We start from the raw sequence: 16,783 nt of genomic DNA, 5'->3' as shown, positions 1-16,783 counted from the left end.
CGTTTCATGAGGGATTGGCGATCGGGCCGGGCGACGTGGCAGCGCCGCCCGGCCGTCTTGTACTCACCCGGGCGCCACGATGAGGCCGCCGGAGTCCTCCAGGGCCTCGCGCAGCGCCGGGGACGGCGTCTCGTCGGTGATCAGCCCGTCGAAGTCGTCCAGCCCGCACACCCGGTGGACGGCGACGCGGCCGAGCTTGCGCGCGTCGGCGAGCACGTACGAGCGCACGGTGTTGGCGATCATCACGCGGCGGGTCGCGACCTCGTCCAGGTGGTAGTCGGTCAGGCCCGCGGCGACGTCCACCCCGCCGGAGCCGAGGAACGCCACGTCCGCGTTCAGGTCGGCGAAGAACCGCGCGGTGCCGGCGCCCGAGCAGGCCAGGTCGCCGGGCCGCAGCCGGCCGCCCGCCACCAGCACCTCGACCCGCGGCCGGCCGGCCAGTTCCGCGGCCGCCAGCAGGGAGCACGTGGCGACGACGCCGTGGTGGTCCTCGGGCAGCGCCCTGGCCGCCTCCAGCGCCGTGGTGCCGACGTCGATGATCACGGTCTGGCCGGGCCGCACCAGTCCGGCGGCCGCGCGGCCGATGGCGGCCTTGGCGTCCCGGTCGGCGCCGGCGCGCTCGGCGAACGGCGCCTCCTCGCCCGAGCCGCCGATGAGGGTGGTCGCGCCGCCGTGCACCCGGACCAGCGACCCGCGCCGCTCCAGCGCGACCAGGTCGCGCCGGACCGTCTCGGCCGACACGCCGAGCAGGCCGGCGAGCTCCTCGGTCCTGACCACGGACCGGTCCCGCAGCGCCTCGCGGATCAGGCGGTGCCGCTCAGGCGCCAGCACGGCCGCTGCCCGAGTTTGTGGAAGATTGACCGAACATGAGGAGAATTCTGCATAACGATGGAGCCTTAGTCAAGAGAGCCCAGGTCACGGCCGCGCCCGGGGGGCTCCGGGCTGTCACAGACCGCCGGGCCGCCCGGTCTTAGCGGGGCGCAGGAACCACCGACTCCCGCGTACCCACAAGGAGACGACATGACCGAGCAGGCCGTCGCGGACACGTCCGGTCCGGTGATCGCCGGCACGGGCCGGTCCCCACACCAGGACGATCCGGATCCCGCGCCACCCCGCGCGGGCGTGCGGGTGCGCAGCGCGCTGCTGCGGCTGGACGGCACCTTCGAGCCGCCGCACCTGGCCGTGGACGGCGAGGTCGACCTCAGCACGCTCGACACCTTCGCCGCCGCGCTGTCCAGCGTGCTCGACCGCAGCTCCGGGGACGTGTGGGTCGACGTGGAGAGGCTGGGCTTCATCGATGTCGGCGGGCTCCGCGCCCTGGCCGCCGCCGCCTGCCGGCTGGAACTCCAGGGCCGGCGGCTCGTGCTGCGCTCGGTCGCCCCCCACCTGGCCAGGCTGATGGACCTGGTCGGGTGGAGCCAGATCTCCGGCCTGCTCATGCTCGCCCGGGACGAGATCCGCGCGCCGGAGCTGTCACAGACCGGCGGGACGCCCTGTCTTAGCTGGCGACCGGACCGCGACCGGCGCGCCGGCATCGCGGCCGACCACTGAACCCCACGGGGTCACGAAACCCACGGGGTCGCGAAACCCCACGGGGTCGCGAAACCCCACGGGTCGCGAAACCCCACGATGAGAGGAGAACGCCATGAGCGGACCCGTCCTGGAACCGGCGGCGCAGGAGCTCGCCGACGCCACCGCGAAACCCCCGTTCCTGTACGAGCTGGGAACCGAAGGCGCCCGCAAGGTGCTGGACGACATCCAGGCCGCCCCGGTCGCCATGCCCGAGGTGGCGGACGACTGGCGCACCGTGCCGGCCGAGGCCGGCGACGTGCGGGTGCGGATCGTCAAGCCCGCCGGGACGACCGGTCCGCTGCCGGTCGTCCTCTACATGCACGGCGGCGGGTGGGTCCTCGGCAACGCGGGCACCCACGACCGGCTCGTCCGCGAACTCGCCACCGCGGCGGACGCCGCCGTCGTCTTCGTCGAGTACGACCGCTCGCCCGAGGCCCGCTACCCGGTCGCGATCGAGCAGGGTTACGCGACCGCCCGGTGGATCACCGAGCACGGCGCGGACGAGGGGCTGGACGCGTCCCGCCTCGCCGTCGCGGGCGACTCGGTCGGCGGCAACATGACCGCCGCGCTGGCGATCATGGCCAAGCGGCGCGGCGACGTGCGGTTCGTCCACCAGTCGCTGTACTACCCGGTGACCGACGCCGGGCAGGACACCGCCAGCTACCGCGAGTTCGCCGACGGCCCGTACCTGACCGCGAAGGCGATGGCCTGGTTCTGGGACGCCTACACCACCGACCCCGCCGCGCGCGCCGAGATCACCGCCTCGCCGCTGCGCGCCACACTCGACGAGCTGGCCGGCCTGCCGCCCGCGTTCGTGATCGTGGACGAGAACGACGTGCTGCGCGACGAGGGCGAGGCGTACGCGCGCCGCCTCACCGAGGCGGGCGTCCCCACCACCAGCGTCCGCTACAACGGCACGCTCCACGACTTCATGATGCTCAACCCGCTCAGCGAGACCCGCGCGGTGCGGGCCGCCACCGCCCAGGCGGCCGGAGTCCTCAAGTACGTCCTGCACACCGGAAGGCTGAGTTCATGAGCACCGCCGAACAGCCCGTCGTCGTCCTGGTCCACGGCGCCTTCGCCGAGTCGGCGAGCTGGAACCGCGTCATCGGCCTCCTGCACGGCCGCGGGCTCCGCGCCGTCGCCGCGGCCAACCCGCTGCGCAGCCTGCCGGAGGACGCCGCCTACGTGCGCGACGTGATCGGCGGCATCGGCGGGCCCGTCGTCCTCGTCGGCCACTCCTACGGCGGCATGGTCATCACCCAGGCGGCGGCCGGCAACCCGGCCGTCCACTCCCTGGTCTACGTCGCCGGCTTCGCCCCCGACGACGGCGAGAGCGCGCTGCAGCTGTCCGGCAAGTTCGAGGGCAGCACCCTGGGCGCCGCGCTGGAGGCCTACCCGGTCTCCTCCGGCGGCAACGAGTTCCGGATCGCCGGCGGCAAGTACCACCAGCAGTTCTGCGCCGACCTGGACGCCGGCGAGGCCGCCCTGATGGCCGCGACCCAGCGGCCGGTGACCGAGCGGGCGCTCACCGACGGGCTGAACGTCGACGAGGTGCCCTGGCGCACCAAGCCGTCCTGGTTCGTCTACGGCGAGCTCGACCGCAACATCCCGGCCGAGGCGGTCCGGTTCATGGCCGAGCGGGCGGCGTCGCTGGAGACCCGCGGGATCGCGGGCGCGTCGCACGCGGTCGCCGTGTCCGAGCCCGCCGCCGTGGCCGCCTCCATCGCGGGCGCCGCCGCCCACCGGCGGCACTGACCGGGCCGCCGCCCGTCCCCGGCGTCCCGGGCGAGGCGGTCAGGCTGGGGACGTCACGGATGCGAGCGCGGCGCGGACCGGTGAACCTGTCCCGCATGCGCTCGCAGCCGTGTCCGGAGCACCTCTCCGCACGGCCGGAAAGGGAAGGGACTGACGGACGATGGCCGATCTGGACTACCGGTGGCGCCTGCGGGAGGTCATGGCCGACCGGGGCATGTCCACCACCGCGGCGCTGCGTCCGCTGCTGGCCGCCCGCGGCGTCGACCTGTCGCCGAGCCAGGTGTACCGGCTCGTGGTCGACAAGCCGGAGCGGCTGAACCTGCGCACGCTGATGGCGCTGCTCGACGTCCTCGACTGCGCGATGGACGACCTGATCGAACCGCCCTCCGCCCGGACCGGCCGCCGTCCGGGGCGATGACCCGCGATCCCCGGGGAGACCGGGCCCGTGCCTAGGGGCCCGTGCCTAGGGGCCCGTCCCTAGGGGCCCGGGCCAGGGACTCCCTGATGCGACCCGCCCGCCCGTCCGGCCAGAGTCTGCCGTAGCGGCGGTGGACGTCCGCCGGCAGGGCGAACGGAGGGGTCATGGCGGTCGAGGAGATGGTCCGGAGGCGATGCGGCGGCACGGGGCGCGCCCCGGCGCCGCACGGCGGCACGGCCGGGGGCCTTCCGCTGCGCGGCCGCGAGCCCGAGACGGCACTGCTCGCGGAGCGGCTCGCCGCGCTGGCCGGGGGAGAGGGCGGGGTCCTGGCGGTCGAGGGACCGCCGGGCTCGGGACGGACGCGGCTGCTCGCGGAGACCCGCACGCGGGCGCTCGCCATGGGGCTGTCCTGCCGGTTCGGGTCCACCGCGTTCCGCGGGATCCCCTACGGGCCGCTGCTGGAGGCGCTGGGCACCGGACCCGCGGCCCCGCCCGCCCCGGACACGGCCGGCCGGACGCTGGAGGAGATCCGCGACGGGCTGGCGCGGAGCGCCGGGCAGGGGCCGCTCCTGGTCTGCGTCGACGACGTCCAGTGGTGCGATCCGGTGACGCTCGCGGCGCTGGCGGAGCTTCAGGACGACCTGGCCGGCCGTCCGCTCCTGTGGGTGCTGGCGACGTGGCCGCGGGAGCCGGCGGCGGTACGCGCCGGGCACCGGATCGTCCTCGGCCCGATGGCGGACCCCGCCGTCGCCGCGCTGGCCGCCGACGTGCTCCACGCCGAGCCCGACGACGCCGTGCTGCGCGCTGCGCGCCGCGCGCAGGGCGCGCCGCGGCTCGTCATCGAGCTGCTCCAGGGCATGCGGGAGGAGGGACTCGTCACGGTCCGGGACGGCATCGCGTCGGCGGACGGCGCCGGTGAGCCGGTCCCGCGCCGGCTGTGCGCCCTGGTCCGCCGCAGGCTGGACTGGCTGTCGCCGTCCGCCCGGCGGAGCCTCCAGGTCGCCTCGGTGCTCGACCGGGCCTTCAGCGCCGAAGAGCTGGGCGAGCTGACCGGGGCCCCGGCCGACGAGATCGCCGCCGTGCGGGACGAGACGGTCGCGACCGGGATCCTGTGCGCGACGGGCGCCCGCCTGAGCTTCCGGCACGACCTGGTCCGGCAGGCGATCTGCGCGGACCTCCCCGCGGCGGTGCGGCGCGGCCTGCTGCGCCGGGCGGTGGACGTCCGCCCGGCCCGGGGCGGGACGGCGGTGGCCGACGCCGCCCTCGCCGTGGCCGGCGACCCGGCCTCGGGCGATCTCGCCGGCGCCGTGGCCCGCTACGCGCTCGGCCGCGCGGCGGTGCACCTGGAGGACCCGGAGGGCCTCCGCCGCTGCGCCGCCGACGGCGCGCGGATGATGGACGCCGCCGCGCCCGAGGTACGCCGGGCCGGCGCCTGGCTGGCCGCGCTGGCGGCCGACGCCCTGGGCGACACCGCCCGCGCCGCCGAGCTGATCCCGGGGGCCTGGGCGGGCGCGGACGCCCCGGGCCTGCCGCCGGTGGTCCCGCCCGACCCGGCCGACCACGCCGTCCTCGCGCGCCTCGCGCTCCGCGCGGGACTCCCCGGCCTCGCGTCCGCCGCCGCCGGCCGCGCCGCGGCGTCCGACCCCGGATCCCCCCTCCTGCGGGGCGTCGCGGCCCAGGCGCGCGGGATCGCCGACGACGACCCCGACCTCCTGCTGCACGCCGCCAAGCTCCTGGAGGGCGCCGGGCGGCCGCTGGTGCACGCGTCGGCGGCCGAGGACGCGGGCCGCGCCCTCGGCGCGTACGGCGACCCCGCCGCGCGGGGCCTCCTCGAAACCGCGCTCGGCCTGTACGAGGAGTCGGGCGCCGCGCGCGACGCGGCCCGCGTCCGGCGGCGGCTGCGCCGGCTCGGGGTGCGGGCGCACCGCTCCGGCGGCGGCGCGGAGGAGGGGCGGTGGGGGCTGACGGCGGCGGAGGTCAAGGTGGCGCTGCTGGTGGCGCGGGGAGCCACCAACCGGCAGGTCGCCGAGCAGCTGTTCCTGTCGCGGCACACGGTCAACACCCACCTGCGGCACATCTTCACCAAATGGGACATCAGCTCCCGGGTGGACCTGGCCCGCCGCGTCCTGGCGCACGAAGCCCGATAGCGCGCGCCGCGCGGTCCCCAGGGGCCCCGGGCCCGTCCCCAGGGGACCCCGGGCGCGTCCCTAGGGACCCGGGCCAGGGTCTCCCTGATGCGACCGCCGCCCCTGCCCGGTCAGAGTGTGATGTACCGGCGATGGACGTCCGCCGGCGGGCCGGACGGAGGGGGCATGGCAGTGCAGGAGACGAAGCGGAGGCGGCGCGCCGGCGCGGGGCGCGCGCCGCTGGCGCCGCTCGACACGGCCGGCGGCCCGGCGCCGCACGGGCGCGACGCCGAGGTCGCCGGCATCGCCGGACGGATCTCGCGGTTGTCCGAGGGACACGGGGGCGTCGTCCTCGTCGAGGGGGTCCCGGGGGCGGGCAGGAGCCGCCTCGCGCGGGGGGCCCTGGCCATCGCGGCGGACCTCCCGGTGCGCGTCCTCAGCGGGGCGGGGGAGCGCGGCGAGCAGGGCGTCCCGTGCGGCGCGCTGCTGCGGACGCTGGGCTCCGACGCGCGGCCCGTGGTCGACGCGGGCCTCCTGCGCACGCTGGCGGAGTCGGCGGAGCAGCTCTTCTGGCCGTTCCAGGCGCTGGTGGACCAGTTGCGCCGGGCGGCGCTGGACGAGCCGCTGCTCATCGTCATCGACGACCTCCAGTGGTGCGACGCGGGGACGCTCCTCGCGTTGCGCACCCTCCCCGCCCGGCTGTCCTCGCACCCGGTCCTCTGGCTGGTCACCGTCCGCGCCGGGTCGGCCGACCCCGACGTGCGGGCGACCGTCGCCGGCCTCGCCGAAGCGGGCGCCCGCGTGGTCCGCCTCGACCGGCTGCCGGACGGCGCGCAGCGCCTGCTGGACCACCTGTCGCCGCTCACCCGCGAGGTGCTCGGGATCGCGGCGGTGCTCGGCCGCGACCTGGACGCCGGCCGGCTCGCCGACCTCAGCGGCCACACCATCGCCGAACTGGTGGCGGCCGTCCAGGAGGCCGTCGACGCCGGCCTCGTCCGTCCCACCGACCCCCTCACGTTCCGGGACGACGCCGTCCGCGAGGCCATCCGCGAGACGGCGGAGGGCTCCGCGGCGGCGCGGCGGCCCGGCGGCGTCCAGGGCCTGGGCCTCTGGCTGGCCGCCCGCGCCCGGCTGCTCCTGGCCGCCGGACGGCCGGCGGAGGCGCGCACGGAGGCCGAGGCCGCGCTGACGGTGATCGAGGCGTCCGCCGCGGGCGGGGCCCGCCGCGCGGAGGAGCCGGTTCCCCGGAACGCGCTCACCCCCGCCGAGCGGCGGGTCGCCTCGCTCGTCGCCGGGGGAGCGACCAACCGCCAGGTCGCCGAGGAGCTCTTCCTGTCACCCGCCACGGTGGGCACGCACGTCATGCACATCTTCCGGAAGATCGGCGTGAATTCGCGTGTCGAATTGGCGCGCGCGTACCTGGACAGAGGTGCCGTCTAGCAAGCCCCGGCAGCAAGGTCGGAACCGTTCTCCCCGGAACGGCTCCGACCTTTCGGCGTGCCTTCCGATAAAGGTCGAGAGAGTCGTCCTGCCTGCTTGCTCACCGATCTCATGTGTTCGTGTCATGTCATATCTCGGCTGCCGGGAGAAGGTGAATGCATAACGTTCGCCGACCGGAAACAGGTTCGGTCGGCAGTGAGCAGCATCGAAGGTCGAAATGAGCATTGTTCTTGACGTGCAGGACCAGGCGAGTTCCCTGGAGCAGGCCGCCTGCACCTTCGTGGGAGTGCGCCCGCGGCTCTTCGGCATCGCCTACCGGATGCTCCGCAGCCCGGCGGAGGCCGAGGACATCGTCCAGGAGACCTGGCTGCGCTGGCAGGGCAGCGAACGCTCGTCCATCGCCAACCCGGCGGCGTTCCTGGCCCTGATCACGACGCGGCTGTCCATCAACGCGGCGCAGTCCGCGCGGGTCCGCCGCGAGACCTGCCTCGGCCGCCGCCTGCCCGAGCCCGTCGACACCGCCGCCGACCCGGCCGCCGGCGCCGAGCGCGGCGAGGCGCTCGAACAGGCCCTGCTGCTCCTCCTGGAGAGGCTCACCCCGGCCCAGCGGGCCGCCTACGTCCTCCGCGAGGCCTTCGTCTACCCCTACGAGCGGATCGCCGAGATCGTCCAGCTCAGCCCGGCCAATGTCCGCCAATCGGTGAGCCGCGCCCGCAGGCACCTGAACGCCGTCCGGCGCGTGCCGGTCGCCCCCGACGAGCACCGGCGCTTCCTGTCCGCCTTTCTGGACGCCGCCCAGGAAGGGAACATGAGGCCCCTGGAGGACCTCTTCGCCGCGGACGTCGTCGACTCCTCCGGCGCCGGCGTGAAAGGCGCGGCGTGAAACGGCCGCCGGCTACCGCGCACGCAGTACTCAGGGGCCGGCTGCTGCGCCCGCGGCAGCCGTATGCGCCATCGGCGGCAGCGCGAAGTGTCCGCGTCCGCCGGACGACCGGCGCGCCGCCCGGCGACATGATCGGAAGGGTTCAGAGCTTTGCTCGAGACTTAGGCAAGAGGAGAGGGCCATGAGCCTTTCAGGAGCCCCGGCGCCGGTCCGCCGCATGTCCGCCGTGTCCGCGGCCGTTCTGCTCGGGGTGCTCGCGTTCGCCTCGCCGGCGGCCGCGCACGACGCGGGCCGGCCGACCGCCGCCGACGTCTACGACCTGAGCGCCGGACGCCTCGGGGCCATCGCGGCCGCCCTGCTCGGGCTGGCCGGCGTGATCGTGGCGGGGCTGGCCCTGGCCCGTCCCGCCGGCCGCCTCGGCACCGGGTCCGGGCGGCTCGGCGGCGGCGCGGCCGTGGCGGCCGGGGTGCTCGGCATGGCCCTCGGCGGGCTGGTCGCGGCCACGGCCGACGGCGGTCTAGGCACCGGCAACGGGCTGGGCGGGGCCTTCGTCGCCCTGCTGGCGGGCCTGGTCGCCACCGCCCTCGGCGGGCTGGCCCTGGCCCGCGCCCGCCGCACCGCCGTGCGGCCGTAGACCGGGGCCCGGGTCTCGGCGGCCGAGGCCCGCGGCGCCCGAGCCGGCACGTCCCCGAAGACCGGGGAGGGTGATCACTTGCTTCCGATTTAGGTTAGGCTCGCCTTATCAAGGGCGATTTCGGAGGACAAGTGATGCTGGCCGGACTCGACCGACGCGGATGAGCGCGGTCACGCAGCGGCGTCCGGGGACCGGTGTCGCATCCGGGGTCGCGGCGGCGCGCGGGCGGCGGATCGCCGGGCTGGCCGCGCTCGTCGCGGTCCTCGCGGCCGCCGCGGCGGGGTCGCTGGCCGTCGGCGCGCGGGCGCTGAGCCCCGGTGAGGTCTGGGACGGCCTGTTCGCGGCGCCGGACTCCGACCAGCGGCTCACCGAGATCCGGCTCATCGTGCAGACCGTCCGGATGCCCCGGACGGTGCTCGCGATCGTGGCGGGTGCGGCGCTCGGGATCGGCGGGGCGCTGATCCAGGGCTGCACGCGCAACCCGATCGCCGACACCGGCCTGCTCGGGGTCAACTCCGGCGCCTCCTTCGCCGTGGTGTCGGCGATCGCGCTCTTCGGGTTCACCAACCCGTTCCAGTACGTCTGGTTCGCCTTCCTCGGCGCGGCGGCCGCCGGCGCCGTCGTGTTCGGCCTCGCGAGCATCGGGCGCGGGGCCGGCAACCCGCTGACGCTCGCCCTGGCCGGGCAGGGCGTCACCGTGTTCCTGGCGGCGATGACCACGGCGGTCGCGCTGTCGGACCAGCAGTCGCTGAACGCGCTGCGGTTCTGGAACGCGGGCACGGTGGCGGGCGTCGGGTTCCGCGTCATCTGGCCGGTGACGGCGTTCATCGCGGCCGGGCTGGTCCTGACGGTGATCACGCTGCCCGCCGTCAACCTGCTCAACCTGGGCGACGACGTGGCGCGGGCCCTCGGGGTGAACATCGCGCTGAGCCGGACCGCCGGGATCGTCGCCATCACCCTGCTGGCCGGCGCGGCGACCGCCGCGTGCGGGCCCATCGCGTTCCTCGGGCTGATGGTCGCCCACGTGGCCCGGCACCTGACCGGGCCCGACTACCGCTGGCTGGTGCCGTACGCGGGGCTGCTCGGCGCCCTCGTCCTCCTCGTCTGCGACATCGTGGGCCGCGTCGTCGTGCGGCCGGGCGAGCTGGACGCCGGCATCGTCGTCGCCCTCGTCGGCGCCCCCTTCTTCGCGGCCCTGGTGTGGCGCGGAAGGCTCAGGGGCGCATGAGCGCGACGGACACCAAGCGGCCGGTGCCGCAGGGCGTGCGGCTCGGCCGGATGTCGTTCGTGTGGCGCCCCTGGCTCGTCCTCGTCACGCTGCTGCTGGCGGCGGCGACCTTCCTGGTCTTCTGCCTGTCCATCGGCGCCGGGGACTTCCCCATCCCGCTGCCCCGGGTGATCGCCACCCTCGCCGGCCGCGGCGAGCGGGTCGACAAGTTCGTGATCATGGATCTGCGGCTGCCCCGCGCGCTCGCCGGGCTCGTCGTGGGCATCGCGCTCGGCACGTCGGGAGCGATCACGCAGTCCATCGCGCGCAACCCGCTGGCCAGCCCGGACGTCCTCGGGATCACCCAGGGCGCCGGCGCGGTCGCGGTGATCCTGCTGACGGTGTCCGGCGGCGCCACCGCGGCGATCGCCGGCTCCGTGGGCGTGCCCGCGGCGGCGCTCGCGGGCGGGCTCGGCACGGGCCTGCTCGTGTACCTGCTGGCGTGGCGGCGGGGGATCGACGGCTTCCGGCTCATCCTCATCGGCATCTCGGTGAGCGCGGTGATGCAGGCGATCACGACGTGGGTGCTGGTCACGGCCGACATCACGGACGTGGCCCGCGCCCAGGCGTGGCTGGTCGGCTCGCTGGACGGCCGGTCGTGGGACGAGGTCGGGCCGGCGATCGGGTGCACGCTCGTCCTGCTGGCCGTGGCGGCGGGCGCCGCGTTCCAGTTCAGGCCCATGCACTTCGGCGACGAGGTCGCCGCGGGACTGGGCGTCCGGTACTCGGCGGTGCGCGCGGTCATGCTGCTGTGCGCGGTGCTGCTGGCCGGGGCGGCGGTGAGCGCGGCGGGCCCGGTGCCGTTCGTCGCGCTGGTGGCGCCGCAGGCGGCGATGCGCCTGGCGAGGTGGTCGACGCCGCCGCTCGCGGCCTCCGGCCTGGTGGGCGCGCTGCTGCTGATCGGCGCGGACGTGGTGGCGCGCACGGCGCTGCCGGTCACCCTCCCGGTCGGCGTGGTCACCGCCGCGATCGGCGGCCCCTTCCTCGTCTATCTGCTGGTGCGAGCGAACCTCCGACAGGCGGCGGCATAGTGAGGCGGAGAAAAGTGGATCTTGAGGCCGTCCGGCAGGGGACCGGTACCGAAACCGCGGGCGGCGCCGCGCGGCTCGCCGCCCGGGGGATCGCGGTCGGGTACGGGGGCCGGACGGTCATCGACGGCCTCGACGTGGCGATCCCGCCGGGGGTGATCACCACGATCATCGGCCCCAACGGCTGCGGGAAGTCGACCCTGCTGCGGACCCTGTCCCGGCTGCTCAAGCCGGACCGGGGCACGGTCGTGCTGGACGGCGCCGACATCGCCGGGCTCAAGACCAGGCACGTGGCGAGGAAGCTCGGCCTGCTCCCGCAGGCGCCGGTCGCGCCGGAGGGGCTGACGGTGGCCGACCTGGTCGCCCGGGGCCGCCACCCCCACCAGGGCTGGCTGCGGCAGTGGTCGTCGGACGACGCCGACGTCGTGGAGCGCGCCCTCGCCATGACCGGCGTCTCGGACCTGGCGGGCCGCCCGGTCGACGCGCTGTCCGGCGGGCAGCGCCAGCGCGTGTGGATCTCGATGATCCTCGCCCAGGGCACCGACCTGCTCCTGCTGGACGAGCCGACCACCTACCTGGACCTGGCGTACGCGATCGACGTCCTGGACCTGGTGGACGACCTGCACGAGTCGGGGCGCACCGTCGTCATGGTGCTGCACGACCTCAACCTGGCCACGCGCTACAGCGACAACCTCATCGTGATGCGGGCGGGGTCGATCCTGGCGCAGGGGCACCCCCGCGAGGTGATCACCGCCGAGCTGCTGGACGAGGCGTTCGGGCTGCGCGCCGAGGTCATCGACGACCCGGTGGGGGACCGGCCGCTGATCGTGCCGATCGGCCGCGCCCACGTCCGGCCCGGACTGTCCGCGGGCGGCGACGGATAGTTAGGTTAGCCTTGCCTTATTTAGCGTGCTAAGGTAACCCCGCCCTTATCGGCGGCCGTAGCGGACAGCACAAAAACGAGGATTTCGCATGCCCCTCCTTTCGAAGACACGTACGAGATCCCGGCGACGGTGGACGGCGATCCTGTCCGCCGCGATCCTCGGCGCGGGACTCCTCACGGGCTGCGGCTCCGACTCCGGCGACGACGCGGACGGCGGCGCCCCGGCCGCCGCGGGCGGCGTGTTCCCGGTCACCGTCGAGCACGCGTTCGGGTCCACGGAGATCACCAAGGCCCCGCAGCGGGTCGTCTCCGTCGGCTACACCGACGACCAGACCGTCCTCGCGCTCGGCACCAAGCCGGTCGGCATGGTCGACCAGTACCCGAACCCGCCGGGCACGACCCCCGACATCAACACCCAGTGGCCCTGGACGAAGGACGAGTGGGGCGCCACGCGTCCCGAGGTCGTCATGAACAACGGCGACTCCGGGCCGAACTTCGAGAAGATCGCCGCGCTGCGGCCGGATCTGATCATCGCGGTCTACTCCGAGATCGACCAGGCCGCCTACGACAAGCTCACCAAGATCGCCCCGACGGTGGGCCGCACCAAGGCCGAGAAGGAGCCCTTCAGCGCGCCGTGGCAGGACAACGCCGTCCACATCGCCAAGGCCCTGGGCAAGGAGGCCGAGGGCGCGAAGATGGTCCAGGACATCCAGGGCAAGCTCGACGCCGCCCGCAAGGCGCACCCGGAGTTCGCGGACCAGACCGCCGTCGTCCTGTCCTGGTACAAGAACTCGGTCGCGCCGTTCACCACCACCGACGTCCGCGGACGCCTCGTGTCGGGCATCGGCTTCAAGGGCGCCACCGGGATCGACAAGATCGCGGACGGCAAGTTCTTCACCGTGCTGTCGCCCGAGCGCATCGACCTCATCGACGTCGACCGCATCTTCGTCATCAACGACAAGGCCGACCAGGAGGCGCTGAAGAAGTTCGAGCTGTTCGGCAACCTCCCCGCCGTCAAGAACGGGAAGGTGTCCTACCTGCTGGACAGCGAGGGCCCGGCGATCGGCGCGGCCGTGTCCCAGGGCACCCTGCTGTCCCTGCCGTACGCGATCGACGAGATCGTCAAGTCGGTCGGCTAGGCGGTGTGAGCACCACCGCCACGCGCCCCGCCCCGGCCGCCCTGCGCACGGCGACCGGGCGCGAGGCCGCCCGATGGGTCGCGGCGCACTGCCGCGAGACGCCCGCGCTGACCCTCGCCACCGTGCTCACCACGGTGGCCGGAGCGGCGCTCCAGGTGCTGCCGGTCCTCCTGCTCGGCCGCGTGGTCGACGGGGTGGCCGGCGGCGGGCCGGAGTCGGTCCTGCTCACGGTCGGGGCCCTCATGGTCGCCGCCGCGCCGCTCGGCGCCGCGGCCACCGCGGCGTCGACGTACCTGGTCGGGCGGCTCGGCGCGGACCTGCTGGCCCGGCTGCGGGAGGGCGCCGTCCGGGCGGTGCTGGGGATGCCGAGCGCGCGGATCGAGCAGGCCGGCCGCGGCGACGTGCTCTCCCGGGTCGGCGACGACGTCGCCGTCCTGTCGAAGGGCGTCCGGACCGCCGTCCCCACGATCTTCTCGGCGGGCGTGCTGGTCGCCATCGCCACCGCCGGCATGTTCGGCCTCGACTGGCGGCTCGGCCTCGCGGGCGCCGGCGCGCTGCCCGCCTACGCGCTGGCCCTGCGCTGGTACCTGCCGCGGTCCGCGCCGCTCTACCGGCGGCAGCGGGTGGCGCAGGCCGACCGGGCGCAGGAGCTGATCAGCGGCCTGGACGGGATCGGCACGGTCCGGGCGTACCGGCTGGAGGACGCCTTCCGCGCGAAGGTCACCCGGGAGTCGTGGCGGGTGCGCGACCTCGGCATCGAGGTGTTCCGCCTCTTCGGCCGGTTCGTCGGCCGGGAGAACCGCGCCGAGTTCATCGGGCTCGTCCTGATCATCGTCGTGGGGTACGCGCTGCTGGAGGCCGGCGCCGCCAGCCTGGGCGAGGTGGCGGCGGCGCCGCTGCTGTTCCACCGCCTGTTCAACCCGCTGGGCTCCATCATGTTCACCTTCGACGAGGCGCAGAAGTCGGGCGCGAGCCTGACCCGGCTCGTCGGGGTGCTCGGCGAGGACGCCGAGGACCGGCTGGTCGGAGGCACGGCCGCGCGGGCGGACGCCGCGGCGTACCCGGTGACCGTCGAGGGCCTGACGTTCCGCTACCCCGGCGCCGAGGAGCCCGTCCTCCGGGACGTCGACCTGGCGATCCCGGCCGGCCGCTCCCTCGCGCTGGTCGGGGCGACCGGCGCGGGCAAGACGACCCTGGCCGCGCTGATCGCGGGCATCGGCACGCCGGAGGCCGGATCGGTCCGCATCGGGCCGACCGACCTCGCCGGCCTGGACGAGGCCGGGGCGCGCGCCCTGGTGTGCATCCTGACGCAGGAGACGCACGTGTTCTCCGGCACGCTCGCCGACGACCTGCGGCTGGCCGCGCCGGAGGCGTCCGACGCCGAACTCGCGGACGCCCTGCGCACGGTGGGCGCGGCCACCTGGGTCGACGCCCTGCCCGGCGGCCTCGCCACCTCGGTCGGCGAGGGCGGCGAGCGCCTGGACGTCACCAAGGCCACCCAGGTCGCCCTGGCCCGGCTGGTGCTGAGCCGGGCGCCGGTCGTGGTGCTGGACGAGTCGACCGCGGAGGCGGGCAGCCAGGGCGCCGCCGAACTGGAACGCGCCGTCCTCGCCGCCTGCCGGGGCCGCACCACGCTGTTCGTGGCGCACCGGCTGACGCAGGCGACGGCGGCCGACCGGATCGCGGTGCTGGACGCGGGGCGCGTGGTGGAGCAGGGAACGCACGAGGAACTGGTGGACCTGGGCGGCCGGTACGCGCGGCTGTGGCGGGCCTGGCGGGCGGGCGGCTGAGCGGACGATGACGACCTCTGATCGCCGCGGGCCCCGCACGGGGTCCGCGATCCTCCGGACGGCGCTGCGCCGCAACGCCGGCGCCATGGCGTCCGGCACCGTCCTCATGGGCATGTACCAGGCGGGGGAGACCGCCTTCCCCATCGCGCTCGGCCTGATCGTCGAGCACACGATGCGGGACCGGAGCCTCGGCGCGCTCGGCCTGTCGATCGCCGCGCTCGCCGTCATCATCACCACCGTGTCGTTCTCGTGGCGGTTCGGGATGCGCATCCTGCAGAAGGCCAACACGACCGAGGCGCACCGCTGGCGGGTGCGGGTCGCGGCCTGCGCGCTCCAGCCGGTCGCCCGCGACGCCGACCTCAAGTCCGGCGAGGTGCTGACCATCGCCACCGAGGACGCCGACCAGACCGCCGACATCATCGAGGTGGTGCCGCTGCTGATCAGCTCGCTGGTCGCGGTGCTGATCGCGGCGGTCGCGCTCGGCACGGCGAGCGTCGGGCTCGGCCTGCTGGTGATCGTCGGCACCGTCGTGGTCCTGGCGGTCCTGAGCGTGCTGTCCAGGCGGATCGGCTCCGGCACCCGCGAGCAGCAGGCCCGGGTGGCGCGGGCCGGCGCGAAGGTCGCCGACCTGATCGCGGGACTGCGCCCCCTGCACGGCTTCGGCGGCAACCACGCGGCGTTCCGGTCCTACCGCGAGGTCAGCACGGAGGCGCGGGACCAGGCCGTCACCGTCGCCAAGGCGAACGGCGCCTACGCGGGCGCGGCGCTCGCCCTCAACGCGATCCTCGCCACCGCCGTGACCCTGCTGGCGGGGCACCTCGCGTTCCAGGGCCGGATCACCACGGGGGAGCTCGTCATGGCCGTGGGGCTGGCGCAGTTCATCATGGAACCGCTCAAGCTGTTCTCGGAGATGCCGAAGTACGTGATGATCGCGCGCGCGTCGGCCGAGCGGATGGCGCTGCTGCTGGCCGCGCCGCCGGTGCTGGCCCCGGGCACGGAACGGCCGGCCGCGGGCGGCGTCGAGGTCCGCGGCGTCCGGTACGGATCACTGGACGGGCTGGAGTTCCAGGTGCCCGCCGGCGAGTTCGCGGCGATCGCCGCCTACCAGCCGCACGCGGCCGGAGACCTCATGTCGCTCCTCGCCGGCGGCGTCCCGCCCGCCGCGTACGAGGGCGTGATCCGGGTCGGCGGGCGGGACACCGCGGACCTGTCGATCGAGGCGGCCCGCGCGCACATGCTGGTGGACCCGTCCCACGCGGAGATCTTCGCGGGCACCCTCCGCAGCAACATCGACCCGGCGGGCACGGGCCCGCTCGTCGGCGAGGCCGTCGAGGCGTCCATGCTGACCGACGTCGTCGCCCTCCACAGCGAAGGGCTCGACTACGGCGTCCGCGACCGCGGCGCGAACCTCTCCGGCGGGCAGCGCCAGCGGCTGTCCCTGGCCCGCGCGCTCGCCGCCGACGCCCCCGTCCTCGTCCTGCACGACCCGACGACCGCCGTCGACGCCGTCACCGAGCAGCTCATCGCGCGGGGCATCGCCGGACTGCGCCGCGGCCGCACCACCATCGTGCTCACCAGCAGCCCGGCCCTCCTGGACGCCGCCGACCGCGTCCTCGTCCTGGACGGCGGCGCCGTCACCGCCGACGACACCCACCGCAACCTCCTCAAGAGCGACAGGGCCTATCACCGGGCCGTGACCCGCTGAGGAGCGCGCCGGGCGGCCGCCGGGGGGCCCGAGGTCCCTCCACGCGCATCCGGCCCGGCGGGCAGGGCCGCGTCGTAGGCTGGATCGCGCACGCGGCGGACGGGAGGCTGGAGTGGCCGGGACGACACCTACCGAGACGA

Annotated in this window: 15 protein-coding genes; 14 read left to right on the top strand and 1 reads right to left on the bottom strand. The window is 75.3% G+C overall.

Features of this window, described 5'->3' with window-relative positions; all coding sequences use genetic code 11:
* Window positions 1–63: 63 nt before the first annotated feature.
* Window positions 64–831 carry a DeoR/GlpR family DNA-binding transcription regulator gene (locus tag ACA511_RS14950; RefSeq protein WP_375024897.1) on the bottom strand — a complete coding sequence of 256 codons (768 nt, stop codon included), beginning with the start codon at window positions 829–831 and terminating at the stop codon, window positions 64–66.
* A 189-nt stretch (window positions 832–1,020) separates the two neighbouring features.
* Between ACA511_RS14950 and ACA511_RS14945 the strand changes: the two genes are divergently transcribed.
* From ACA511_RS14945 to ACA511_RS14880, 14 genes are all read left to right on the top strand, one after another.
* Window positions 1,021–1,551, top strand: coding sequence for an STAS domain-containing protein (locus ACA511_RS14945; RefSeq protein ID WP_375024896.1), 531 nt, complete (start codon window positions 1,021–1,023; stop codon window positions 1,549–1,551).
* Between the two features lie 94 nt (window positions 1,552–1,645).
* The gene (locus ACA511_RS14940; protein ID WP_375024895.1) at window positions 1,646–2,608 is read left to right on the top strand and encodes an alpha/beta hydrolase; all 963 of its coding nucleotides are present in this window, start codon (window positions 1,646–1,648) and stop codon (window positions 2,606–2,608) included.
* Entirely contained in the window at window positions 2,605–3,330 is a 726-nt protein-coding gene (locus ACA511_RS14935; protein WP_375024894.1) for an alpha/beta fold hydrolase, read from the top strand. Before ACA511_RS14940 ends, ACA511_RS14935 begins: the two co-directional genes overlap by 4 nt.
* Before the next feature lie 160 nt (window positions 3,331–3,490).
* Window positions 3,491–3,748, top strand: a complete 258-nt coding sequence (locus tag ACA511_RS14930) for a helix-turn-helix domain-containing protein (RefSeq protein WP_375024893.1) — start codon at window positions 3,491–3,493, stop codon at window positions 3,746–3,748.
* Window positions 3,749–3,912: 164 nt separating this feature from the next.
* Window positions 3,913–5,895 carry an AAA family ATPase gene (locus ACA511_RS14925; RefSeq protein WP_375024892.1) on the top strand — a complete coding sequence of 661 codons (1,983 nt, stop codon included), beginning with the start codon at window positions 3,913–3,915 and terminating at the stop codon, window positions 5,893–5,895.
* 165 nt (window positions 5,896–6,060) lie between these two features.
* Window positions 6,061–7,314, top strand: coding sequence for an AAA family ATPase (locus tag ACA511_RS14920; RefSeq protein ID WP_375024891.1), 1,254 nt, complete (start codon window positions 6,061–6,063; stop codon window positions 7,312–7,314).
* Window positions 7,315–7,531: 217 nt separating this feature from the next.
* Window positions 7,532–8,197, top strand: coding sequence for a sigma-70 family RNA polymerase sigma factor (locus ACA511_RS14915; RefSeq protein WP_375024890.1), 666 nt, complete (start codon window positions 7,532–7,534; stop codon window positions 8,195–8,197).
* Window positions 8,198–8,378: 181 nt separating this feature from the next.
* Window positions 8,379–8,831, top strand: a complete 453-nt coding sequence (locus ACA511_RS14910) for a DUF6223 family protein (protein WP_375024888.1) — start codon at window positions 8,379–8,381, stop codon at window positions 8,829–8,831.
* A gap of 160 nt (window positions 8,832–8,991) precedes the next feature.
* Window positions 8,992–10,059 carry a FecCD family ABC transporter permease gene (locus ACA511_RS14905; RefSeq protein ID WP_375024887.1) on the top strand — a complete coding sequence of 356 codons (1,068 nt, stop codon included), beginning with the start codon at window positions 8,992–8,994 and terminating at the stop codon, window positions 10,057–10,059.
* The gene (locus ACA511_RS14900; protein WP_375024886.1) at window positions 10,056–11,129 is read left to right on the top strand and encodes a FecCD family ABC transporter permease; all 1,074 of its coding nucleotides are present in this window, start codon (window positions 10,056–10,058) and stop codon (window positions 11,127–11,129) included. Before ACA511_RS14905 ends, ACA511_RS14900 begins: the two co-directional genes overlap by 4 nt.
* Before the next feature lie 14 nt (window positions 11,130–11,143).
* Window positions 11,144–12,010 carry an ABC transporter ATP-binding protein gene (locus tag ACA511_RS14895; protein WP_375024885.1) on the top strand — a complete coding sequence of 289 codons (867 nt, stop codon included), beginning with the start codon at window positions 11,144–11,146 and terminating at the stop codon, window positions 12,008–12,010.
* A gap of 88 nt (window positions 12,011–12,098) precedes the next feature.
* Window positions 12,099–13,148 carry an iron-siderophore ABC transporter substrate-binding protein gene (locus ACA511_RS14890; RefSeq protein WP_375024884.1) on the top strand — a complete coding sequence of 350 codons (1,050 nt, stop codon included), beginning with the start codon at window positions 12,099–12,101 and terminating at the stop codon, window positions 13,146–13,148.
* 5 nt (window positions 13,149–13,153) lie between these two features.
* Window positions 13,154–14,938: an ABC transporter ATP-binding protein gene (locus tag ACA511_RS14885; protein ID WP_375024883.1), complete on the top strand. Its 1,785-nt coding sequence runs from the start codon at window positions 13,154–13,156 to the stop codon at window positions 14,936–14,938.
* A gap of 7 nt (window positions 14,939–14,945) precedes the next feature.
* A complete protein-coding gene (locus ACA511_RS14880) occupies window positions 14,946–16,643 on the top strand; it encodes an ABC transporter ATP-binding protein (protein ID WP_375024882.1) in 1,698 nt (565 codons plus the stop codon).
* The last annotated feature ends 140 nt before the right edge of the window (window positions 16,644–16,783 follow it).

Source organism: Actinomadura sp. GTD37 (assembly GCF_041951365.1).
Classification (GTDB): Bacteria; Actinomycetota; Actinomycetes; order Streptosporangiales; family Streptosporangiaceae; genus Spirillospora.
This window is presented reverse-complemented; position numbering and strand designations above follow the sequence as displayed.

Bases quoted from the DNA above. Each gene is read 5' to 3' on its own strand.
- ACA511_RS14910 (WP_375024888.1), top strand. From the start codon at position 8,379: ATGAGCCTTTCAGGAGCCCCGGCGCCGGTCCGCCGCATGTCCGCCGTG.
- ACA511_RS14930 (WP_375024893.1), top strand. From the start codon at position 3,491: ATGGCCGATCTGGACTACCGGTGGCGCCTGCGGGAGGTCATGGCCGAC.
- ACA511_RS14890 (WP_375024884.1), top strand. From the start codon at position 12,099: ATGCCCCTCCTTTCGAAGACACGTACGAGATCCCGGCGACGGTGGACG.
- ACA511_RS14925 (WP_375024892.1), top strand. From the start codon at position 3,913: ATGGCGGTCGAGGAGATGGTCCGGAGGCGATGCGGCGGCACGGGGCGC.
- ACA511_RS14920 (WP_375024891.1), top strand. From the start codon at position 6,061: ATGGCAGTGCAGGAGACGAAGCGGAGGCGGCGCGCCGGCGCGGGGCGC.
- ACA511_RS14905 (WP_375024887.1), top strand. From the start codon at position 8,992: ATGAGCGCGGTCACGCAGCGGCGTCCGGGGACCGGTGTCGCATCCGGG.
- ACA511_RS14935 (WP_375024894.1), top strand. From the start codon at position 2,605: ATGAGCACCGCCGAACAGCCCGTCGTCGTCCTGGTCCACGGCGCCTTC.
- ACA511_RS14915 (WP_375024890.1), top strand. From the start codon at position 7,532: ATGAGCATTGTTCTTGACGTGCAGGACCAGGCGAGTTCCCTGGAGCAG.
- ACA511_RS14880 (WP_375024882.1), top strand. From the start codon at position 14,946: ATGACGACCTCTGATCGCCGCGGGCCCCGCACGGGGTCCGCGATCCTC.
- ACA511_RS14900 (WP_375024886.1), top strand. From the start codon at position 10,056: ATGAGCGCGACGGACACCAAGCGGCCGGTGCCGCAGGGCGTGCGGCTC.
- ACA511_RS14945 (WP_375024896.1), top strand. From the start codon at position 1,021: ATGACCGAGCAGGCCGTCGCGGACACGTCCGGTCCGGTGATCGCCGGC.
- ACA511_RS14940 (WP_375024895.1), top strand. From the start codon at position 1,646: ATGAGCGGACCCGTCCTGGAACCGGCGGCGCAGGAGCTCGCCGACGCC.